Raw genomic sequence first — 21,531 nt, forward strand, 5'->3', positions numbered from 1 at the left:
CCTCCATCGGCGGGCCGCCCGGCCCGCCCGGCGCCCCCGACAGGCCCTCGTCGCCCGACGGCGCGGCGGCGGCCCCACGACGGCCGCGGAAGCGGGCCGAGCTCTCGACGGAGTTGGTCCGCCCGGTGATCAGGACGGCCCGGTCCCGTTCGAGGAGTTCGCGGGCCTCCCGAAAGATCCGCGGGAAGACGACCACCTCGACCGCCCCGGTGAGGTCTTCCAGGGTGGCGAATAGCATCATCTCGCCCTTCCGCGTGGTTACCCGGCGGGTGGCCGAGACCAGCCCCCCGATGACCACCGGCGACCCTTCCGGCAACTCAGCCAGTCTCGTGCTGGTGGTGGAGGCCCTCTCGCGCAGCTCGTTCTCATATTGGGCCAGGGGGTGGCCGGACAGGTAGAGACCGAGGACTTCCTTTTCCATGGCCAGGATGGTCGGGATGGGGAACTCGTCGAGGTCGGGGAGGACGTCCTGGCGGTGGGCGAAGGTGGCGTCGTCGCCCGCGATCGGGCCGGGGGCTTCGCCGAGGTCGGTCTCCAGGTCGAAGAAGGACAACTGGCCTTCCTGGCGCCGACGCTGGGTTTCCTGAGCCCCCTCGACCGCTTCGTCGAGGGTGGCCATCAGTTGCGAGCGACGGATCCCGAGGCTGCCGAAGGCGCCGGCCTTGATCAGGCTTTCACCGACCCGCTTGTTGATGACCCGGCTGTCGACCCGCTCGCAGAAGTCACGCAGGGAGCGGAAGGGCCCGCCCTCCTGGCGCGTGGCGACGACGCTCTCGGCCGCCCCCTCGCCGACGTTCTTGACCGCCCGCAGGCCAAAGCGGACGGCCTTCCCCGACGGGTCGACCTCGAACCCTGGGCCGCTGTGATTGACGTCCGGGGGGAGGATGGTCAGCCCGAGGCGGGTGCACTCGGCGGTATAGTCGGCCATCCGCGGGCTGCCCGCGCCGACGCTGGAGAGCAAGGCGGCCATGTACTCGCCCGGGTAGTGGGCCTTGAGCCAGGCTGTCTGGTAGGCGACGACGGCGTAGGCCGCCGAGTGCGACTTGTTGAAGCCGTAGCCGGCGAACTGGTAGATGAGGTCATAGACGCGGACGGCCGTCTCCACCGGGACGTCGTTCTTCTCGCAGCCCTCCAGGAACTGCTTCTCCATGGCCTCGAGGACCTCGGGCTTCTTCTTGCCCATCGCCCGCCGCAAGAGGTCGCCCTGGGCCAGGGTGAAACCGGCCAGGGCGCTGGCCACCTTCATCACCTGTTCCTGATAGACCATGACCCCGTGGGTTTCCTTGAGGATCGGCTCAAGGGCCGGGTGGATGTAGTCGATCTTCTCCCGACCGGTCCGCCGGTTGAGGTAGAGATCGATCATCTGCATCGGGCCCGGCCGATAGAGGGCGATGGTGGCGACGAGGTCCTCGAAACGGTCGGTCCGCATCCGTTTGAGGAGGTCGGTCATCCCGGAACTCTCGACCTGGAAGACCCCGACGGTGTCGCCGGCGGCCAGCATCTTGAAGACCTTGGGGTCGTCGAGGGGGATGCGGTCGAGGTCCGGCCGCGCCCCGTGATTCTTATCGATGGCCCGAAGGGCGTCGTCGATGACCGAAAGGTTGCGCAGCCCGAGGAAGTCCATCTTCAGGAGGCCCAGTTCGGCCAGGTGGTTCATGTCGAACTGGGTGATCACCTGGCCGTCCGGCGATCGCTGGAGGGGCACCTGGTCGACCAGCGGGTCACGGGAGATGACCACGCCGGCGGCATGGATGGAGGCGTGGCGGGGCAAGCCCTCGACCGCCCGAGCCAGGTCGAGGACGTCGCGGACCGGTCCGCCGTTGTCGTAGCCGGCCTTGAGGTCCGGGTTCAATTCGAGGGCCCGGTCGATGGTCATCCCCAGGGCGAAGGGGATCATCTTGGCGATCTTGTCGACCTCGGCGTAGGTCAGGTTGAGGGCCCGCCCGACGTCGCGGACGGCGGCCTTGGCCCCGAGGGTCCCGAAGGTGATGATCTGGGCCACGTGGTCCGAGCCGTAACGGCCAACGACGTAGTCGATCACCCGGTCGCGCCGGCGGTCACAGAAGTCGATGTCGATATCGGGCATGTCAACCCGTTCGGGGTTGAGGAAGCGGTCGAAGAGGAGGCCGTGGCGGAGCGGATCGATGCCGGTGATACCGAGGGCGTAGGCGACCAGACTGCCGGCGGCCGAACCGCGCCCCGGGCCGACCGGAATGCCCTGGCTCCGGGCGAACTCGATGAAGTCGGCGACGACCAGGAAGTAGCCGGCGTACCCCATCCGGTCGATGACCGAGAGTTCGTAGCCGAGGCGCTGGCTGAGGTCGGCGGTCACGCCTCCGTCGCCATAGCGGCGGACGAGGCCCTCCTCGCATTTCCGGCGGAGGTGGGTCTCGAGGGTCTCGCCGGTCGGGACCTGGAAGTTGGGCAGCTTGACGTTCCCGAACTTGAACTCGACCTCACAGCGCTCGGCAATGGCCAGGGTGTTGGCCAGGGCCTCGGGGTGGTCGGGAAAGAGGGCGGCCATCTCGTCCGGGGTCTTCAGGTAGAACTCGTCATTCGGGAAGCGCAGACGGTTCGGATCGTCGACGTTGGTGGCCGTCTGGATGCAGAGGAGGATCTCGTGGGCCCGGGCGTCGTCGCGGCGGACGTAGTGGGCGTCGTTGGTGGCCACCATGGGTAGGTTCATCGCCCTGGCCATGGCCGTCAGCTCGGCCTTCACCCGCCGTTCTTCCTCCAGGTAGTGGTCCTGGATCTCGAGATAGAGATGGTCGGGGCCAAAGATGTCGGCGTAGAGACCGGCCACCCGACGGGCCTCGGCCGCCTTCCCATCGATGATCAGCCGGGGGAGTTCCCCGGCCAGGCAGGCGGTGAGGGCAATGAGACCCTTGGAATGGGCGGTCAGGAAGTCGTGGTCGACCCGCGGCTTGTAGTAGAAGCCGTCGAGGTGGCCGGCGGAGACGATGCGCATCAGGTTCCTGTAGCCTTCCTGGTCCTCGGCCAGGAGGACGAGGTGGTAGGGCGAGTCGTCCAGGCGCGGTTCCTTGTCCCGCATGGTCCGCTGGGAGACGTAGACCTCGCAGCCGATGATCGGCTTCAACCCGGCGCCTTTCATCGCCTTGTAGAAGTCGATGACCCCGTACATCGAGCCGTGGTCGGTGATGGCCATCGCCTTTGAACCCTGGGCGAGGGCCGTCCGTGCCAGTTCGGAAACGCGGGCGGCGCCGTCCAGGAGGCTGTATTCGGTATGCTGATGAAGGTGGACGAACTCGGCCATTACAAGGGCCTCCTGACTGCATCGTGACGAGTATCTAATACGGCCCTCGGGGGGACGATTCCTGCGGGTCGATTTTTGGGGGACGGCCTGAACAGCTTTCGGCAAATCCCTCCGGGTCTCCCGTAATATGATGACCGTAAAGAATTCCCAGGAGGCGAGGCCTCGGTGCCCTGGAAACGGTGCTACTACTGCGGGGGCTGGTCATACTCGGCGGCGACCATCTACGACCATTGGGGTTGCCCGTACTGCAAGCGCGACCTGACCGGGTCCCCGGAATGCGAGCGGGTCCTTCTGCCCGTGCCCGACGCGGCCCAGGAGCCAGGCTCGGGGTCGGCCGGGGGGCGGGACGTCCCGGCCAGGCCGGTCCGGCCGTCACGGGTGGTGCCGTTGCGCCCGGCCGGCCGGGCTTCGCAACCCCTGGCCAATCGCCAGTAAAGACCACGCGTGCTCCGCGGAGTTCTTCCCGGAAGAGCAGACGGCCGGGCCCAGTTTGGACCCGGCCTTCCCGTTTAGGTTCAGAAAACTCTCCCGGTCACAAGGAAACAGCCGCCGCATGAGGGAATGCCCTTAGACCAAATCAAACCAGTTGGGATGAATGATATCCGGCGCTCTCAAGTCATGATAGAGCCCCAAGTGGGCAAGTATTTACTGTAGTCATCTGGAAGAGGTGGACAACTTGGCACGTGTAGTCATGATTGAACCGAAGGCCCCCGACTTTCACGTCTTCAGCATGGTCCGTCTGCCCCGCCTCGGGTTGCCGCAGCTCGGGGCGATCCTGGCGAACCGGGGCCACCAGGTCGAGATTTACCTGGAGCAGGCCGGGGACGTTAACCCGGCGGCCCTGCTGACCGCCGACGTCGTCGGCATCTCGACGACCACGTCGACCTCGAAAGCCGCCTACCGGCTGGGGCGCTTTCTTCGCCACCACGGTGTGCCGGTGGTCATCGGCGGCCCCCACGTCACCTTCCGACCCGAGGAGGCCCTGGGTTACGCCGACTACGTGGTCCGCGGCGAGGGCGAGACGGTCTTCCCGGAGTTGGTCGAGGGGCTGTCGGCCGGGCGGGACGTCCGCGGCCTCCCGGGCCTATCGTTCATCGACGATGGACAAGTGGTCTCGAACCCGCTCCCGGCGGCGGTGGATCTGGCCGGCCTCCCCCACCCCGACCTCGGCCTCATCCGCAACCTCGGGCGGCTCTCGGTCATCCCCCTGATGACCTCGCGGGGTTGCCCCTTCTCCTGCAACTTCTGCGCGGTGACCCCGATCTTCGGGCGGCGCTACCGCTTCGCCCCGAAAGAGGCCGTCCTCGAGCAACTCGATCGATACCGCGGGCGGCGGATCTTCTTCTACGACGACAACTTCACCGCCGACGTCGAGCGGAGTAAGGAGCTTCTGGAGGAGGTCCTCCGCCGGCGGCTGGCCCCCCCCTGGTGGTCGGCCCAGATCCGGGTCGACGTGGCCCGCGACCCCGAGTTGATGGACTTGATGGCCCGGACCGGATGCAAGGTGGTCTACGTCGGGGTCGAGTCGGTCAACCCGGCCACCCTGAAGGCCTTCCATAAGGGACAGAAGGTCGAGGACATCGACCGGTGCCTGAGCGAGCTGCATAAGCGAGGGATCAAGGTCCACGGGATGTTCATCTTCGGGTCCGACGAGGATGGGCCGGACGTGGCCCGGCAGACGGTCGCCTACGCCCGGGCCCATGGCTTAGATACGGCGCAGTTCCTGGCTTTGACGCCCCTCCCCGGCACGGAGCTCTACCGCCGGCTGTCCGAGGAAGGGCGGCTGTTGACCAGCGACTGGAGCCTCTATGACGGGCAGCACGCCGTCCACCGGCCGGCCCGCCTGTCGCCGCAGGCGTTGCAGAAAAGCCTGTGGGAAGCCTACCGTGGCTTCTACGCCTGGCCGGGGATCATCGGCCGGGCGCTGGCCGGCGATTGGTCCTCGACCGGGTATCGGCTGGCCGGACGACTGATCATGGCCCGCTGGAAGCGCTCCGACCCGGACCTGGTGGTCCGGGGGCGGGTGCGGGAGGACCTGGCGGCCGCGGCGGATGCGGGCAAGCTGGTCGCCGAGACGGCGGAGGTGGCCCCGGCTCCTGGGCATGGCCTCGAAGGGCTGGTCATGGCGATCACGCGCGGGAGGAGCCCCGAAACGTGGCAGATCGAGATCCGCGGGCTACTGGACGGCACCCGCTGGGTGGCTTTCCGGCGTTTCGTCACCCGGTCGGTCCGCAAGGTCGGTGTCCCCGGCGGGCCCAAGCTCGTCGTCAACCTGTCCGGGCTGCGGTTATCGGGGGACGTCCTGGCCGCGAGAGTCGGGTCGCTGTTGGATTCGCTGGCCCCCCGCTGCCGCGAACTCATGGTGGTCAGCCCCAACGCGGCCTTCCGCTCGCTGTTGGAGCATTGCCGGCCGGGCGTGCCGCGGTATGAGTGCTTGTGAGGGGCGAAGACCCTGAGTAGCAAGCCAAAGGCCGTACCCCTCAATCGGGGGTACGGCCTCGTTGTTTCCCTTTGTCGGCCTTGGACCGGCCGCCCCTCAGGCCACCTCGGCCGACACGGCGACGAAGTTGCCGCCGGTCATCTTGGCCCGGTACATGGCGTGATCGGCGGCCTGGAGGAGGGCCTCGGTGTTGGACCCGTCCGTCGGGTAAGTGGCCACGCCGAGGCTGATGGTCATCCGGATGCTCGTCCCGCCGAGGACGAACTCGGCGTCGGAGACGGCCTTCCGGATGGCCTCGGCGATTCTGGCCGCCTCTTTGGCCCCCGTCTTCGGCAGGAAGATGACGAACTCGTCGCCGGCGTATCGCCCAAGGACCTGATCGCCGGACAGGATCCCCTCGATGGTCCGGCCCAACTCGCGGAGCAGCGCATCCCCGTTGAGGTGGCCGAGGTGGTCGTTGACCGCCTTGAACTGGTCGCAGTCCATCATGATGACCGACGCTTCGACCGAATCCGCGGCGGGGTCGGCCGCGGCGGAACCCGGGTCGATCGGTGCCGATTCCAACTCGTCCTGGAGCCGCTCGCCGACGTAACGCCAGTTCCTCAGTCCGGTCAGCGAGTCCGTCGCCGCAAGGGCCCGCGTTTCCTCGTAGAGACGGGCGTTCTCGATGGCCACCGCGGCCTGGTTGGCGAAGATCGAGACGATTCTCAGGAGCTCGGGCCCGAAACGATCGCGGCCGGCCTTAATCGTGTTGATCACGCCGATGATCCGGTCCTCGACCTTCATCGGGAAGACCACGTAGGACTGGATCTCGTAAGGGGTGCCCGGGACGTGCCCAGCCCGGGGGTCGTTCTCGGCGTCGCCGGTGACGATGGGCTCGCCGTGCTGGGCGACCCAGCCGGTCAGGCCGTTACTCACCTTGGTCCGGTGAGTCCTGACCTTGGCCGCCACTTCCTCGGGGAAGACGACCGGGTCCATGACCGCCGCTCGGACCACCAATTCGTCATCTTGAAGCAGGTAGAAGATGCAGGCATCGGCCCTGACCACCCGCCTCAGCTGCTCGACGGTGGCCTTTAGGGTGGCCTGGAGATCGAGGGTGGTGGAGACTTGGCCGGCCTCGGCGATGGCGGCCAGTTCGTCCCGCTCCTGCCGTGATCGCTTGAGCTCGTGGATGACCACCGAGGCGAAGTAACCGACGCTGATCATCACCGGCACCTGCTGGATCCAGCGGCGGAGGAAGTCCACGTCATAATCGTAGACGGCCGGCAGCCCGACGAGGAAGGCCGTGCAGATCGACAGGACCAGGATCTGCCGGGGCCGATAGAAGGCCGACCCGAAGATCAGGACGAGATAGACGAGGGAGATGAAGGTCCCCCGGTCCCCGGCGACCAGGTACTGCCCGACCACGATGAGGACCAGTCCGAGCACCGTCGAGGGAATGAGGAGGACCGGCCGATAGTCGTTCGAGGAAGTGAAGACGAGCAGGGCCCAGAGGGCGGCGGCGGATAGGAAGACCGCCCACATGGCCGGGAAGTTGACACCGGGCTGGGCGAAGGGCACATAGGCGCTGATCGCCCCGGCGACGGCCGAGACGGCCAGCATGGCGGAAGCCATCCGGATGATCCGCCGGACCAGACCCTTGTCTTCAGAACTGAACACTACGAGGTCCCTCCCAGGGTCGGCCGACAGTGGGTGGCCGGCACGGCCGAGACGAGCTACCGATCAACGCCGAAAATGGGCTCACTATCAACTAGATTATCGGCCGCGAGAAGACCGCTCTTTAGCGCCGTCAGGGGCTGGAGCGTAGGATAGACGGGTTTCAATAAGGCCGGCCTGTCCGCCGTCCGGGTGGGCCAGCCGGCGAAATAGGCAGGGAGAAGAAAAATGCCGCCCGGGGTGGTTTTCCGGAAGCGCGGCCTGGTCTTGCGGGAAGTGACCCCCGCTGAGCGGGGGGTCTATGACGCGGTCGTGGCCGGGTGCCCCTCTGGTGACCTTCTGCAATCGTTCGCCTGGGGCGAGTTCAAGCGGCAACACGGCTGGACGCCCGGGAGATACGTGGTCGAGGGAGGGGATGGCCGCGGGTCCGCGGGGCCGGCCGGGGGCCCCGGGGCGCCGCGGGCGGCCATGACCGTGCTGCGGCGCCGGCTACCGGCCACCCCCTGGAGCTTCTTCTATATCCCCCGCGGGCCGGCGGTCGACTACGCCGACCGCGAGGCCGTGGTCTTCCTCCGCGACGCCCTGGTCCACCTGGGGCGGCGGCACCACGCCTGCTTCGTCCGGCTCGACCCGCCCCTGCCGGGGGGGCATCGGGCCGAGAAGTCCACCCTTGCCCGTTACGGGTTCGCCTTCACCGCTGACGAAGCCCTGGCCGGCGGGACCCAGCCGAGGGCGGTCTGGCACCTGCCACTGGACCGACCGCTGGACGACCTCCTGGCCGGTCTGGCCAAGGATCACCGCTATTTCCTGCGGCGGGCCGGGCGGTCGGGGCTGACCGTGCGCGAGGGGACCGAGGCCGACCTGCCCCTGTTCCACGGATTGTTGGCCGGGACGGCGAGGCGCAAGGCCTTCGGCGTCCGCAGCCTGCAATACTTCCAGGGGATGTGGCGCCAGCTGGGGCCGGGCGGCCCGTTGGGCCGGGGCGGCCACCTGAGGCTGTTCATCTCCGAATGCCCGGACGGGCCGCTGGCCGCCGTCCTCCTGGGGGTGATGGGTCGCCGCGCCTGGGGGCTCTATCAAGGGACCAGTGACGCCCACCGCAACCTGGGTCCGAGCTACTACTTGATCTGGGAGATCATCACCCAGCTGGCGGCCGAGGGCTTCACCCTCTTCGACCTCGGCGGGGTGCCCTGGAAGACCTCGGGCGATTCCGGCCTCGAACACTTCAAGGCCGGTTTCGGGGGGACCAGAGTGGAGTACATCGGGGACTATGACTACGTCTTCCTCCCGACCGCCTATGCCCTGTGGCGGTTGGCCTTCCAGGCCCGCCGGAAGGCCATGCGGGCGAGGCGGATCGCCAGGAACGCCGCAGGCAAGACCGTCCGGGCAGCGGGGGCCGTCGCCAGGGCCGGCCTGGGCGCGGCCACCAAGGCGGCCAGGTCGCTCAGCCTCCCCACCCACCGGCGGCCAAAGCCAGCAGGGCCGCCAGGAGGACCGGCGGGGTGATGATCAGGCCCACCCGCAGGTGGTGCTGACACGCCCATCAGGGCCACTACCGTCGCGACGAACTTAGGCCTTTCGCCCCAGGACTTCAACGTCCAGCTCTGCGTTTCCTCGGTCTCGGAGCCGCCCTCATCCCCGCCCGACGCCGGTCGGTCCGACCAGGTTAGCCCCGATGACCCCCGCCAGGCTGAGGGCGGCGACGATGACGTACTTGCGATAGGGCTTGGCGTACTTCAGCAAGCGAAAGGGTTCGCCCAAAGAGGTGACCCCTTAAACGGAAACCCCGGATGACGACCGGGGTCTTGCCCTACTGACTGATGTCGGGCCCGACGGACGTTGGCCCCGTCTGATGTTGGCCCCGCCGGACCTTAGTGTTCCGTCCGCCCAGTGAAATTGAACCGCCCAAGGTGCATGGCCGGGACGACCACCGCCCCGAACATGCCCCCCTGGATCTTGCGGGTCCGGCCGACCTGACGAACATCAGAGAAGGCCTCGGTGATGCTCTGGGTGAAGCGGAAGTTCTTCACCGGGCCGATGATCTTACCGTGCTCGACGAGGAAGGTGCCGTCGCGGGTCATCCCGGTGATCACCGTCCGGGTCGGGTGGACCGCCCGCACGTAATGGAAGCGGGTGATCAGCAGGCCACGCTCGCAGTCCGCGACCATCTGCTGCTTCTGGGCCGAGCCGGCGGCCATGAAGAGATTCTGGGCGAAGGGCCCGCCGGCCATGGCGTGCCCGGTCGAACGGCGCGGACCCTTGGCCTTCGTCCGTTTCTCGCGGCCGGCGGTGAAGCTGTCCCAGACGACGTCGCGGGCGACGCCCTCGTCGATGAGGGTCACCTGTTGCTTGGGAACGCCTTCGAGATCGAAGGGCAGGGGATTGCCGACCGGGTCCAGGCCATCGTCGTGGATGGTGACCCGCGAGTCCATGACCTTGCGGCCGAGCATGCCGCTCATGAAGCTGTGGCCTTCCTGGAGCGACCGGGCCCCGAACCCGAGGTAGTTCAGGTACTCCGTGAGTTCGGCGACGGCATACTCCTCCAGGATGACCTCGAACTCACCCGGGTCGATGGCCACCGGTTCGCGGTTGGCGAGGCACTTCTCGACGGCCTCGATGGCCACCGCCGAGGGGTCGATCCTGGTCACGTCACGCGAATGGGAATCGGCGTATCCGGAGCCGGTCTCGGACATGACCACGGCGGTCAACGAGGCCGAGGTCAGGGGGGTGTGGGCGCGGACGCCCAGGGTGTTGCCGATGGCGATCTCGCCAACGGCCGTCGTATAGGCTCCCGCGGCCACGAGCCCCCGGGACTTGGCCCGGTCGATGATCCCCTTGACCGCGTCGGCCCGGTCTTCCGGGGAGAACTCGGCCGTCCGCGGGGCGGCGAAGACGGGGACCGGCGCGGGGGGCGCCGGGGGCGCGGCCGGCGCCCCGACGGCCTCGAAATCTTCCTTCGAGACAAGGGACTTGAAGTCGGGGTTGTCCGGCTGCAGACGGGCGATGGCCACCGCTTCCCGGGCCGCGGCCTTGATCCCCTCCTCTGAGAGGTCGCCGGTGCAGGCCAGGCCGACCTTCCGGCCAAGGACGGCGCGGATCCGCGCCTCGCCCGACTTCTCCGCCACGTTCTGGTGGATGGCGTTATTGGCGTAGCGGGTCAGAGATTCCTCACCCGTTCTCAGGACGACCTCGGCCTGGTCGGCTTCGACCCAGCCAAGGGCACGCTCGAGAAAGTCCATGATCCGGCCGTCGCCGGCCGTCGCCAACTTGTCTCTCACCACTTCCCGACCCCCACCCTCACCCGCCGGAAGCGGGCCGGAGCGGCCCCATGGCCGACCCGGATGCCCTGCATCGGTTCACCCTTGCCGCAGTTGGGAATGCCCCAGACCCGCCACTCGGGGCCGCCGGCAACGGCGTCGCACGACCGCCAGAATTCCGGGGTCAGGCCGGTGTAGGTCGGATTCTTGAGCATCTTGCCGAGGGCACCGTCCTTGATTTCCCAGGCGACTTCGGTCCCAAACTGGAAATTGAACCGCCGGTCATCGATCGAATAGGACTTGTTGAGGTCCATGTAGATGCCGTCCTTGGTGTCCCGGATCAGCTCGTCCAGGCCCCAGTCGCCGGGCTCCAGGTTGATGTTGGTCATCCTGATCAACGGGATGCGGTTCCAGGAAAGGGCCCGCATCGTCCCGTTGGAGACCTGCCCGATCTCGGGGGCGGTCTCCCGCGAGGTCAGGTAGCCGGTAAAGACGCCCTTGTCGACAATGGTCGTCCGCTGGGCCGGCACACCCTCGTCATCATAGCCGAACGACCCGAGGGCCCCGCCTCCGAGGGTGGCGTCGGCGGTGATGGTCACCTTCTCCGAACCGTAGCGGAAGCGGCTTTTCAGTAGGTCGGGGGTGAGGAAGCTCTTGCCGACCAGGCCGGCCTCGGTCCCGAGGACGCGATCGAGTTCGATCGGGTGACCACACGACTCGTGGATCTGGAGGGCCAGCTGCGAACCCTCGAGGATGAGGTCGCGATGGCCACTGGGGCACTGCTCGGCATCGAGGAGGGCGACCGCTTCCTTGGCCACCCTTTCGGCCTGCCCGGCCAGATCCAGTTGCTCCAGCCATTCGTGGCCGGCCAGTCGAAAGTCCCCGCCGAACTGGGCCGGGTATGACCGGTTCTGGACCTCGCCGCTTCTGGCGGCGACGGCCTCGATGACCCCACCGGTCTCGGTCAACTCCTGCTCGATGTATGAGCCCTCGCTTGAGGCGAAGACCTTGCACTCTTGGTAAGCCTGGAGACCGGCCGAGGAGACCTGGATGTCGGGCCCGATGCGCATCCGCTTCTCGGCCGCCAGGAGGAGATCGAGTTTGTCCTCGACCTTGACCTCGAATGGGTCCTTCCTGGCCGGCGCCCGCCAGCGACCCTCCACCGGCTTGAGCGGGCTGAGGGTCACGTCCTTCTCCTTGACTCTGGCCGACGCTCTGGCGATGCGGACGGCCAGGTCGGCGACGCGCTCGCCCTCCTCAGGGGTGATCGTCGCGCTGGCGGCAAACCCCCAGGCGCCGTCGGCCAAGACCCGCACCCCAAAGCCACGGTCGCGCCCGGTCGCCACCGTGTCGACCTTACCGTTCTTGACGGCGACGGTCTCCTCCCGGCTCTGGACCACTCTGACGTCGGCGTAGCCGGCGCCGGCCCGGGCGACCCGCTCCAGGACCCCACGGGTGAACTCGCGCAAAGAACCACCCCACCAGAGGCACCTTGGACCTCAGTTGATTTCGACCAACACGATTTCTCATTCGACGCAACCGAGCCTTAACCTGCTTACTGGAAAACCGCTCGACAGTCCCGGGCCGTCGCCACCAAACGACAATTTCAGACGAGCCCGCGGCGTTATACTCGAAATTGGCGACTTGAGGACAAGCCCACCACAAGCCCAGGTCATTCGGGAGGCGTTTTCATGGCTTTGGTCCTGGTCGTCGAGGACGAACCGAACATCGCCATGATCCTCGAAGAGGTCCTTGGAGACGAAGGCCACACGGTGGTCACGGCAGGCGACGGCTCATCCGCCCTCAAGCGGTTGTCTCAGGCCCCGACCCCGGAGATCGCCTTGATCGACCTGTGCATGCCGGTGGTCAGCGGGCGGGAGGTCATCGAAGCCATTCGATCCGACCCCGGTCTCCGGGGACTCCCGGTGGTCGTCATCTCCGGAGCGGTCCCCACCCCGGAAGTCCTCCCTCCGAAGGGGAGTTACCAAGCTTACTTGGCCAAGCCTTTCAGCCTCAAGAGCGTCATCGAGACGGTCCAGGGATTGGCCCGGGCGGCAAGCACGGTCTCGGTCCCGTCGGACTGAGGCCGGTCCGTCGCGGGTATGTTCCCTGGCCACTCTGGGGCGGGGCTTCCCCGCGCCGGTCAGGGAGAAGGCAGGTCCTCGGAAGACACAGGTCCCCGGATCCCGGGGACCTTTTTGCGGGGGTCCGCGGGGTGTCGCGGGGCTGATCGCCGATCAGTCCGGTCGAGGGCGGGGACTACCGCGAGATTGGAGAGTAGTGAGATCTTGAGTAATGATCTGAGCTCCTATCGGACCATCCTCGATCGGGCCTACTTATCGGTCGGCCAGGCGGTCGGGGTCCACGTCCTCTTGTTGGTCTTCGAGCGGGCTCTCTGGATGACCAAGCACACCTACGAAGAAGCATCTCTGATCCGGTTCTCCGAGGACGGCCTGTCCTTCGATGGTCTCAATGCGGTCCCGCCCGAACGGGCCACCCTCGTCGCTCAGGAGTTCGTGGAGTCGGTCATCGCCACCCTGAGCCGGCTGGTCGGTCAGCCGATGGCCCTCCAGCTGACCAGGCAATTGCCGGAGACCGAGGAGGCGCCCCACTAGATGATCGACCGTATCAGCACGGGGTCGCCGCCCTGGACGCCCTGCTCGAAGGCGACCGGCGTCTCCCTGCAATGACCCGTGACCAGCTTCGACGGTCAGGAACGGAAGGAAAGAAGCTCGTGATACAGACCGGCCGGGCCGAACGGATCCTCGGTAGCCTTCGGTGGATGAGCTTCGCCGAGGCCACCGCCATCGGCCTACAGATGAACCTGACTTTCATGACCCAGGAAGCAGCGGGGCAACTGGTGCCCAGGGCCTGCCCCTCCTGCGGGACCAGGCTTCGGCCGTTGGCCGCTCAAGGATGTGGTCTCCGCCAGGGCCATCCTACAGACCGCTGGGCGGGCGGCCCTCCTCACCGCCGGTGACGGTGGACAGGCGGTGGCCATGCCGCTTCGCGACGGCCTATCGGCGGTGGCCCGCGACTGCTCCTGCTCCCTGGGCAAGGAACGCCCCGCCCTGCTGGAGCGGGCGATGGAGCTGACGGCCCTGCGGCAGATGAACCGGATCATCCTGTCCCTCTTCCAAGGGGAGGGGGACGCCGCGGCCAGGGCCCTGGACCTCCTTTTGAGCGCCCCGGTCGTCCTCCTCGACGCCAAGGGCAGCTGGCTCGAGTACGAGGACGAGTCGACGGCTTCAGGACGCCCAGCTTACCTGGTCAAGGGGGACGAGCGTTCGGTCAAGGCCTTCGTCCGCGACCAGATTGAATCGGCCGTGGTCGTACCGGTCTGCAACTCCGGCTTCCGGGGACGTCTGGGGGTGCTGGCCCCCGCCGATTTCAAGCGGGCCCGGACCCTCCTTCCCCTGATGGCCCAAGAGTGCGAGATCGTCTTCGAGATCGAGGGCCTTTTCAGGCTATTGCGCCTCCGCCTGACCCGGGTCCTCGGCGGCCTCGACAGCGCCGTGATCCTGGTCGACCGCGACCAGCGGATCAACTACCTGAACCCCGCAGCCGAGCGGCTCTTGGGGCGGCACTCCCTGGAACTCATCGGGACCGACGCCTCCAGCCTGAACGCTCCCTGGAGGGCCCCGCTGACCGCCCGCCCGGAAGTCCTCGAACGCGGGGTGATGGACCCGGTCGGCCCGGTCGATGCCGGCCGGTGGGTGGATTGGCAGATCAGTCCCCTGCGCGAGGAGGGACCGGCGGTTACCGGCTGGGTCATCCTGGCCGAGGAACGGACCGATTATCATCGGTGGCAGGCGGCCGGCCGTCAGGCTGAGCGGCTGGCCATCACGGCGAGCCTGGTCGGGACGCTGGCTCACGAGCTCCGCAACCCCTTGGCCGCGGCCAGCGGTTTGCTGCAACTGATGAGCCGCAAGCCGGAAAAGGGCCTGGCTTATGCCGACCTGACCATCCGGGAGCTGGATCGGGTCATCCGGCTGCTCAACGAGTTCCTGCTCCTGGGCAAGCCGTCGCAGATGGCCGGCGAGGCGATCGATCTCAAGGGCTTCGTGCAGGAACTCCTCCCCCTCCTGAGGGGGGAGGGGGCGGCCCAGGGGGCGGAGGTCGTGGCCGACCTGTCCGAGGTCTCACCAGTCAGAGCCGACGCCGCGCAGCTGACCCAGGTCATCCTGAACCTGGTTCGCAATGCCCTCGAGGCGGGACATAAAGGAAACCAGGTGGTCATCGCCCTTCGTCAGGACCAGGGCGAAGTGGCCTTGACCGTTAGGGACCATGGCCCGGGCCTCCGGCCGGAGACCATCGACAAAGTCTTTCAGCCTTTCTTCACCACCAAGCCGCACGGCACAGGCCTCGGACTGGCGGTGGCTTTGGCCATTGCCCGGAACCACGGCGGCAGCCTGACGGCGGCTAATGCCCCAGCGGGGGGAGCCGTCTTTTCCCTAGTCCTGCCGGCGGCGGAATCCACCGCGCCGGGGCTTGGACGGCGGCCGGATGTGGCCGTCGCCGTGGCCGACGTGTTCTTGCGGGGCACCGTCGAAGAGACTCTGCGGGCCGCCGGCTTCGCCACCCTTTCCGCACCCGACCTGGCCGGCCTGGCCGCCCAAGCCGACGGCCGGGCGCCGCGGGCGGTCATCGTGGAAGCGGGCGCGCTCAGCGGCCGGACGGAGGCCGACATCGCGCAGGCCTTCGGCCGAGCGGCGTTGATCGCCGTCGGCCAACCGAGCAGCCCGGGCGGGCTTGGGCTCGGGCCTCGTTTGGAAGGCCTCCCGCTCATTCCCGAGCCGATCGACTACCCCCGGCTGATTTGCACGGTGCGCCGGGCGCTCGGGTTGGAGGACGGGCGGTCCGCCCTGGGAGCCGATCAGTAGAGGGCCGACTAAGGCAGGCTGGACCGGCATGGTCGCGGGTTGGCAAAGCCGCGGCGCTTGGCGCCGAGGCTTTCTTGTTCTCAGGCCTCCCCCGTCGGAACTTCCCGGCCTTCGCCCGAGTCTAATGACCAGCTGGACAAGCATCTGTCGCCAACGTCACAACCGTCGGAGAGACCAAGTCACCATGCCAAGTTACCCAGCCGCGACGGCCCCGATCGCCCTCGGTCGGGCCGCCCGCCATCGCCCCACCCGTCAGCGAGCCGCCACCATCCAGAAGATGCTGCTCGTTGTGACCCTGCTCGCGCTGGTCGCGGGGGTCGGCTTGTCGGGGCACGGCCTGACCGGCTTCCCGCCGATCGCCGACCTGTCCGCATCACCCGCGCCGCCCGAGACAACTGGGCCCGCCGGGCCGCCCGAGCCGACCGGGCCGCCCGAGCCGACCACGCCGCCCGCTTCGACGCCGCCGACGACCGCCCCGCCAGCCCCAGCCAAGCCACCGGCCACCGACCCATCGACGCCGAAACCGGAGAGCGCCGGCAAGGCGATCCACGTTGCCATTGACCGAGCCACTTCAGTCGCGACCGTTGAGATCTATGAAGGGGACAAGCTGGTTGGGTCCTTTTCCGGGTACGGCGGCGCCCCCGAAAGCCCCTCGCTGATCGGCAAATACCGGGTGACGGCCCACCTCGGGACCGTCCACACCACGCTCTATAAGTCCGAACTCGGCCACGACTTCTACTTGAATGACTTCCTCCAGTTCAAGGGGAACTACGGTTTCCACGCCTATAAGATCAACGACCAGACCGCGGAGGTCGAGCCCGGTGCGACCCACGGCTGCATCGCCCTCCCCGCTGATGCCGCCCAGGAGCTTTACCACTGGGCCGATATCGGGACGACGGTCGAAAGCGCGTACCAGTGATCGCCGGCCGGGGCATCCCGGCCGCTTCAATTCGCGTCAAAGCCGGCCTACGCGGAGATTATGGCCACGCGGTCCGGGTCGGGGGGCGCGGTCCTGCCTGTGAAGCTGTCGAAGAGGCCGATTTCGCTTCTTCGGGGCCCGCCGGTAGGCGTCACCGTTGCGTTCTCGCTCCTGTCAACCAGATGGCTCTTAGGTCGGACCCCCGCCAACGCCCGAATCGCCGCCCTCCTCCTGGGCGGCGTACTGCTTCTCGTAGAGCTCCCGGTACCGGCCGCCCCGGGCGAGCAGGTCCTCGTGGGTGCCTTCCTCGACCACCTGCCCGTCGTCGATGACGTAGATGCGGTCGGCGTTCCGGATGGTCGACAGGCGGTGGGCGATGATGAAGGCGGTCCGGCCCTTGAGGAGCTTTTCCAGGGCCCGCTGGATGAGGAGTTCGGTGTAGGCGTCGACACTCGAGGTGGCCTCGTCAAGAACGAGGATCTTCGGGTCGGCGATGAGGGCCCGGGCGAAGGCGATCAGCTGGCGCTGCCCGGTGGAGAGCTTGGCCCCGCGCTCCTGGACCTGGGTGTCGTAGCCCGCCGGGAGGTTGATGATGAACTCGTGGGCATTGACAACCTTGGCCGCGGCGACGACCTCCTCGTCGGTGGCCCCCGGTCGCCCATAGCGAATGTTGTCTCGGACCGTCCCCGAAAAGATGAAGGTCTCCTGGAGGACCATTCCGATTTGGCCGCGCAACGAGGCCATGGTCACCCGGCGAAGGTCGTGGCCGTCGATGGTCACCCGCCCCTCGCCGGGGTCGTAAAAACGGGCCAGGAGGTTGACGACGGTCGACTTGCCGGCCCCGGTCGGACCGACCAGGGCGATGTTCTCGCCCGGGTGGCAGACCAGCGAAACATGGTTGAGGACGGGCACTCCGTGGTCATAGGCGAAGGTGACGTCCCTGAACTCGACCTCGCCTCGGATGGGCGGCAGGGGCTCGGCCCCCGGCTCATCGCCGACCTCCGGCCGGCGGTCCATGATCTCGAAGACCCGCTCGGTGGAGACGACGGCCGATTGATAGAGGCTGTAGATCTGGGAGAGGTCACGGATGGGCATGAAGAACCGGGTCACGTAGCCGATGAAGGCCACCAGCACGCCGATGGACAGGGTGCCCTGGGTGAGCCCGGCCTTGATGCCGCCGATGATGGCGAGGCCCCCCGCGGCCAGGACGATGGCCGTGGCCACCTGACCGATCAGCTCGACCAGGGGGAAGAACATCGCACTGAGGACGGCGGCCTGCAGGTTCGCCCGCAGGTTGCCCTGGTTGGTCGAGTCGAAGCGTTGTAGGTTGATGTCCTCCCGGGTGAAGGACTGGGTCACCTTCATCCCCGAGATGGACTCCTGGAGGTTGGCGTTGACGTCGGCGACCCGGCGGCGGACGCGGTGGTAGGCGGTGCGCAGGCGGTCCTGGAAGTGGAAGCTGACGAAGACCATCACCGGCAAGATGGTGAAGGTGATCAGGGCCAGACGCCAGTTCATGGCCAGCATGATGGCCATGATCCCGAGGATGGTGAAGAAGTCGTTGACCAGGCTCACCAGGCCCGACGAAAGGAGCTGGTTGAGCGACTCGATGTCGTTGGTCACCCGGGACATCAGCCGGCCGGCCTCGATACCGTCGAAGAAGCGCAAGGTCAGGGTTTGGACGTGGCTGAAGAGGTCGTGCCGGAGATGGTAGATGATGTTCTGGCCGGCCAGGGAGACGATGTAGGTCTGCCAGTAGGTGACCAGCCAGTTGAGGACGTAGATGGCCAGGTAGACCAGGGCCACTCGGTCGAGTCCGGCGAAGCGCTGGACCGTCGCCAGGGCCCTATTGTCGACGTAGCCGTCGATGGCCACCTTCAACAGGTAGGGTCCGAGGAGGCCGGTCCCCGAGGCGACCAGCATCAGCAGGATCGCGGTGATGAGGTGGCCCCGGTAGGGGAGGATGTACTTCCAAAGGCGCAGGAGGACTGAGCCGGCGAGATGGCGGTAGTCGTCCTCTTCCTGATCGAACTGGCCGTGCGGGCCACCCCCTGAACCGCCGGGTCCGCCACCTGGACGGCCCCATCCGCCGCCGAAGTGCATCAGCTCCTCCCCCCTTCCGCGGCCCGGCCGGGGTCCTCTTCTTCCTGGGCCCTGAACTGAAGGTCGTAGATGGCCTTGTAGACGCCGCCCAGGGCGAGGAGGCGCTCATGGGTCCCCTCCTCGGCGATGCGGCCATGGTCGAGGACGATGATCTTGTCGGCGTCGCGGACGGTTGACAGGCGCTGGGCGATGACGAAGCTGGTCCGGCCTTTCATGACTTCGCGGAAGGCTTCTTGGATCAGATACTCCGTCTGGGTGTCGACGCTCGAGGTCGACTCATCGAGGATGATGATCCGGGCGTCGATGAGGATCGCCCGGGCGATAGCCACCCGCTGCTTCTGGCCGCCGGACAGACCCACCCCGCGCTCGCCCAGGTAAGTGTCGTAGCCTTCGGGCAGGCCGACGATGAAGTCGTGGATCTGGGCGGTCTTGGCCGCCCGGACGACCTCGTCCATGGTCGCTTTGGCCCGCCCGTAGGCGATGTTGTCGCGGAGGGTGGCGGCAAAGAGGAACGGCTCCTGGGAGACGACGCCGATCTGCCGCCGCAGGGAATCCAGCTTGACCCGGCGGATGTCGAGGCCGTCGATCTCGACCGACCCGGCGGTCACGTCATAGAACCGCGGGATCAGGTTGATCAGGCTCGACTTGCCTGAGCCGGTCCCGCCGAGGACGGCGATGACCTGGCCGGGCCGGGCGTCGATGGAGATGTCGCGGAGGACCGGATGGGCGGGGTCGTAGCCGAAGGTGACGTGGTCGAAGCGGACGCGCCCCTTGACCCTGGGCATGACGACGGCCCCCGGGCCGTCGCCGATCTCGGCCTTGGTGTCGAGGATCTCGAAGACTCGCTGCCCGGCGGCGGCCGCCCGTTCCCACAGGCTGATCAGGAAACCGAGCATGCGGACGGGCATGATCAGCTGGGTCAGGTAGGAGTTGAAGGCGACGAAGCTCCCGAGGGTGAGGGCCCCGCCGATGACCGCCCGCCCGCCGAACCAGAGGATGGCCGTGGTCGCCAGGCCGGTCAGGAAGTTCATGTAGGGCATGAAGAAAGCCTGGATTCGCACGGCGGCCATGTTCCGGTCCAGATAGCCCCGGTTGTCCCGGGCGAACTTTTCGATCTCATGCCCCTCTCTGGCGAAGGCCTTGACCACCCGGATGCCGGTGATGTTCTCCTGGAGGGTGCTGGTGAGGACGGCCATCTGCTGCTGGATGGCGGTGAACATCGGCCTGACCCGGCGCTGGAAGAGGAACACGGCGTGGGCCAGGAAAGGCAGGGCGACCGTGGAGAGAAGGGTCAATCGCCAGTTCATCGTCATCAGGATGATCAGGATGGCCAGGAAGGTGATGAAGTTGGTCAGGAGCTGGATCATCCCGAAGCCCAGGAAGCGGTTGATCAGGTCGACGTCGGCGGTCAGCCGCGACATCAGCTGGCCGGTCTGGGCCTTGTCGTAGAAGCCGAAGGAGAGCTGTTGAAGATGGGAGTATAGCTCGTTTCGAAGGTCGTAGGTGACCCGTTGGCTGAGGTACTCCATCGAGTAGCGCTGGGCAAAGGTCAGAGCCCCGCGGAGTACCGAGGCCGCCACGATGGCCCCGATGGCGACCCACAGGAGGCCGAACTGACGGCCGCCCAGGACGGTGTCGATGATCCACCTGGTCACCCACGGGGTGACCAGGCCGAGCCCGGAGACGACGGTGACGAGGGCCGCCGCCCCGAGAAGGAGGGGCCAGTAGCGGAAGACGTATTTGGATAAGCGGCGGATGGTGGTCATTGGGGGGCGTCCTTTCGGGGGTCTCGGTGGCTCGGACGGTCGGCTACCCCCGGGGCTTGGGATTACGCGGGCTCTTGCTGCGACCGGGGCTCGGGGCGTGGGCTTTCGAGTCTTTCGGCGGCCGGGCCAGCAGCTTCTCGAGGTCGCTCAACTGGGCCATGGTCTGGTCGACGTAGCCGGCGATGACCTCGTCTTTCACCAGGAGCAGTCCCATCCGGCCCGGCCGACCGAAGACCAGGACCTTGTCGCCGGATTCGAGCCCGTATTCCTTGCGGGCCTCGGCCGGGATGACGATCTGACCGCGTTCCCCGACGGTGGTCGAGCCGAGGAACTTGGCCCGGAAGAGACTGGCCGACATGACGAAGCACCTCCGCGGTAATTCTGCCCAGAGACGTCCTTACTGTTCCCGAAGGTATGATAAGTATGACATTTCATATTCTAGCCCCGGCCGGGCGGGCCTGTCAACGGCGGGTGTAAGATGACACGCAAGTTCGCGCTAGGGACATCCAAGTCTGCACCAGAGACCTTCACAACTGCATTGTCCGCCAGGAAGGGGGTATATACCACATCGGGTAGGAGGCGGGTTCGCCCCGCCGTCCTCCCACACCACCGGACTTGCGGGTCCGCATCCGGCGGTTCATCAAGCTTGGCGAAGGTTTAGGTAGGTTTCGGTGAGACTCTTGAGGCCCTGGGCGCGCCAGTAGGCGTTGCCCAGGGCTCTGTTTAAGGGTCCCGAGGCCATGCGCCAGTAGCCCTTGCGGGACATGGCGAATTCCCAGCAGACCCAGTCCGGAAGCCCGAGAGCGCGCAGCTCTCTGAGCTTCGTGCGGGGAAGCTTCCACTGCTTCCAGAGGCACATCCGCAGCCGACCCCTGATCCGGCCGTCGAGGTCTTCGAGGAAACTCTTGGCGTCGGCCATTGTGTAGTAGCCCAGCCACCCTCGCAGATACTCGTTGAGGCTCTTGATTCGGCGGTCCATACTCCATCCGTTGCTTCTGGCCGTAAGCTCCCGCACCCTGTCCTGGACCCGTTGCTTGGTCTTGGGGGCTAGCCTGATTCGGATGCCGCCCTTGGCCTTATACATACTGAAGCCAAGGAACTTCCTCTTCGACGGCCGGTCCACCGCGCTTTTCGCCTCGTTCACCTTGAGCCTTAATCGCTCCTGCAGAAAGTCGCGCACGCTGGCCATCACCCTCGCCCCGGCCCGTTGGCTGCGGACGTAGATGTTGCGGT

The 21,531-nt window shown here is 67.0% G+C and carries 16 protein-coding genes; 7 read left to right on the forward strand and 9 right to left on the reverse strand.

Annotation, left to right across the window (positions count from 1 at the left end; translation table 11 throughout):
* Positions 1 to 3,274: DNA polymerase III subunit alpha (locus VGL40_13060; protein HEY3316193.1), on the reverse strand; the 3,274-nt coding region annotated here is incomplete at its 3' end.
* Positions 3,275 to 3,439: 165 nt separating this feature from the next.
* On the opposite strand from VGL40_13060, the gene VGL40_13065 reads away from it, so the two are divergent.
* On the forward strand, positions 3,440 to 3,709 hold the full coding sequence (locus VGL40_13065) for a hypothetical protein (GenBank protein HEY3316194.1): 270 nt from the start codon (positions 3,440 to 3,442) through the stop codon (positions 3,707 to 3,709).
* A gap of 241 nt (positions 3,710 to 3,950) precedes the next feature.
* On the forward strand, positions 3,951 to 5,714 hold the full coding sequence (locus tag VGL40_13070; GenBank protein HEY3316195.1) for a radical SAM protein: 1,764 nt from the start codon (positions 3,951 to 3,953) through the stop codon (positions 5,712 to 5,714).
* Between the two features lie 96 nt (positions 5,715 to 5,810).
* Here the strand turns inward: VGL40_13070 and VGL40_13075 are convergent, their stop codons facing one another.
* Positions 5,811 to 7,373 carry a sensor domain-containing diguanylate cyclase gene (locus tag VGL40_13075; GenBank protein ID HEY3316196.1) on the reverse strand — a complete coding sequence of 521 codons (1,563 nt, stop codon included), beginning with the start codon at positions 7,371 to 7,373 and terminating at the stop codon, positions 5,811 to 5,813.
* A gap of 225 nt (positions 7,374 to 7,598) precedes the next feature.
* On the opposite strand from VGL40_13075, the gene VGL40_13080 reads away from it, so the two are divergent.
* Positions 7,599 to 8,876 carry a peptidoglycan bridge formation glycyltransferase FemA/FemB family protein gene (locus VGL40_13080; protein ID HEY3316197.1) on the forward strand — a complete coding sequence of 426 codons (1,278 nt, stop codon included), beginning with the start codon at positions 7,599 to 7,601 and terminating at the stop codon, positions 8,874 to 8,876.
* A 126-nt stretch (positions 8,877 to 9,002) separates the two neighbouring features.
* Here the strand turns inward: VGL40_13080 and VGL40_13085 are convergent, their stop codons facing one another.
* The 3 genes from VGL40_13085 to VGL40_13095 form a co-directional block, all read right to left on the reverse strand.
* The gene (locus VGL40_13085) at positions 9,003 to 9,131 is read right to left on the reverse strand and encodes a hypothetical protein (protein HEY3316198.1); all 129 of its coding nucleotides are present in this window, start codon (positions 9,129 to 9,131) and stop codon (positions 9,003 to 9,005) included.
* Between the two features lie 110 nt (positions 9,132 to 9,241).
* Positions 9,242 to 10,648, reverse strand: coding sequence for a TldD/PmbA family protein (locus tag VGL40_13090; GenBank protein ID HEY3316199.1), 1,407 nt, complete (start codon positions 10,646 to 10,648; stop codon positions 9,242 to 9,244).
* Positions 10,645 to 12,096, reverse strand: a complete 1,452-nt coding sequence (locus tag VGL40_13095; GenBank protein ID HEY3316200.1) for a TldD/PmbA family protein — start codon at positions 12,094 to 12,096, stop codon at positions 10,645 to 10,647. The genes VGL40_13090 and VGL40_13095 overlap by 4 nt, the downstream gene beginning before the upstream one ends.
* Before the next feature lie 222 nt (positions 12,097 to 12,318).
* Between VGL40_13095 and VGL40_13100 the strand changes: the two genes are divergently transcribed.
* From VGL40_13100 to VGL40_13115, 4 genes are all read left to right on the forward strand, one after another.
* Positions 12,319 to 12,711: a response regulator gene (locus tag VGL40_13100; protein ID HEY3316201.1), complete on the forward strand. Its 393-nt coding sequence runs from the start codon at positions 12,319 to 12,321 to the stop codon at positions 12,709 to 12,711.
* A 204-nt stretch (positions 12,712 to 12,915) separates the two neighbouring features.
* Complete coding sequence (locus VGL40_13105) at positions 12,916 to 13,242, forward strand: hypothetical protein (GenBank protein ID HEY3316202.1); 327 nt, start codon at positions 12,916 to 12,918, stop codon at positions 13,240 to 13,242.
* A gap of 303 nt (positions 13,243 to 13,545) precedes the next feature.
* Positions 13,546 to 15,510: an ATP-binding protein gene (locus tag VGL40_13110; protein HEY3316203.1), complete on the forward strand. Its 1,965-nt coding sequence runs from the start codon at positions 13,546 to 13,548 to the stop codon at positions 15,508 to 15,510.
* Between the two features lie 184 nt (positions 15,511 to 15,694).
* Complete coding sequence (locus VGL40_13115; protein ID HEY3316204.1) at positions 15,695 to 16,429, forward strand: L,D-transpeptidase; 735 nt, start codon at positions 15,695 to 15,697, stop codon at positions 16,427 to 16,429.
* A gap of 189 nt (positions 16,430 to 16,618) precedes the next feature.
* On the opposite strand, the gene VGL40_13120 is transcribed toward VGL40_13115, so the two are convergent.
* From VGL40_13120 to VGL40_13135, 4 genes are all read right to left on the reverse strand, one after another.
* On the reverse strand, positions 16,619 to 18,532 hold the full coding sequence (locus tag VGL40_13120; protein HEY3316205.1) for an ABC transporter ATP-binding protein: 1,914 nt from the start codon (positions 18,530 to 18,532) through the stop codon (positions 16,619 to 16,621).
* On the reverse strand, positions 18,532 to 20,298 hold the full coding sequence (locus tag VGL40_13125; protein HEY3316206.1) for an ABC transporter ATP-binding protein: 1,767 nt from the start codon (positions 20,296 to 20,298) through the stop codon (positions 18,532 to 18,534). Before VGL40_13125 ends, VGL40_13120 begins: the two co-directional genes overlap by 1 nt.
* 43 nt (positions 20,299 to 20,341) lie before the next feature.
* Positions 20,342 to 20,656 carry an AbrB/MazE/SpoVT family DNA-binding domain-containing protein gene (locus tag VGL40_13130; protein ID HEY3316207.1) on the reverse strand — a complete coding sequence of 105 codons (315 nt, stop codon included), beginning with the start codon at positions 20,654 to 20,656 and terminating at the stop codon, positions 20,342 to 20,344.
* A 282-nt stretch (positions 20,657 to 20,938) separates the two neighbouring features.
* A partial coding sequence (locus VGL40_13135; GenBank protein HEY3316208.1) for a group II intron maturase-specific domain-containing protein occupies positions 20,939 to 21,531 on the reverse strand: 593 nt, incomplete at its 5' end.

The sequence above is a fragment of the Bacillota bacterium genome (assembly GCA_036504675.1).
Lineage (GTDB): Bacteria > Bacillota > Sulfobacillia > JAJYWN01 > JAJZPE01 > DASXUT01.

What these genes read in the sequence shown, in the direction of transcription:
- VGL40_13100 (HEY3316201.1), top strand. Translation starts at nt 12,319, where the DNA reads ATGGCTTTGGTCCTGGTCGTCGAGGACGAACCGAACATCGCCATGATC.
- VGL40_13125 (HEY3316206.1), bottom strand. Translation starts at nt 20,298, where the DNA reads ATGACCACCATCCGCCGCTTATCCAAATACGTCTTCCGCTACTGGCCC.
- VGL40_13115 (HEY3316204.1), top strand. Translation starts at nt 15,695, where the DNA reads ATGCCAAGTTACCCAGCCGCGACGGCCCCGATCGCCCTCGGTCGGGCC.
- VGL40_13130 (HEY3316207.1), bottom strand. Translation starts at nt 20,656, where the DNA reads ATGTCGGCCAGTCTCTTCCGGGCCAAGTTCCTCGGCTCGACCACCGTC.
- VGL40_13120 (HEY3316205.1), bottom strand. Translation starts at nt 18,532, where the DNA reads ATGCACTTCGGCGGCGGATGGGGCCGTCCAGGTGGCGGACCCGGCGGT.
- VGL40_13080 (HEY3316197.1), top strand. Translation starts at nt 7,599, where the DNA reads ATGCCGCCCGGGGTGGTTTTCCGGAAGCGCGGCCTGGTCTTGCGGGAA.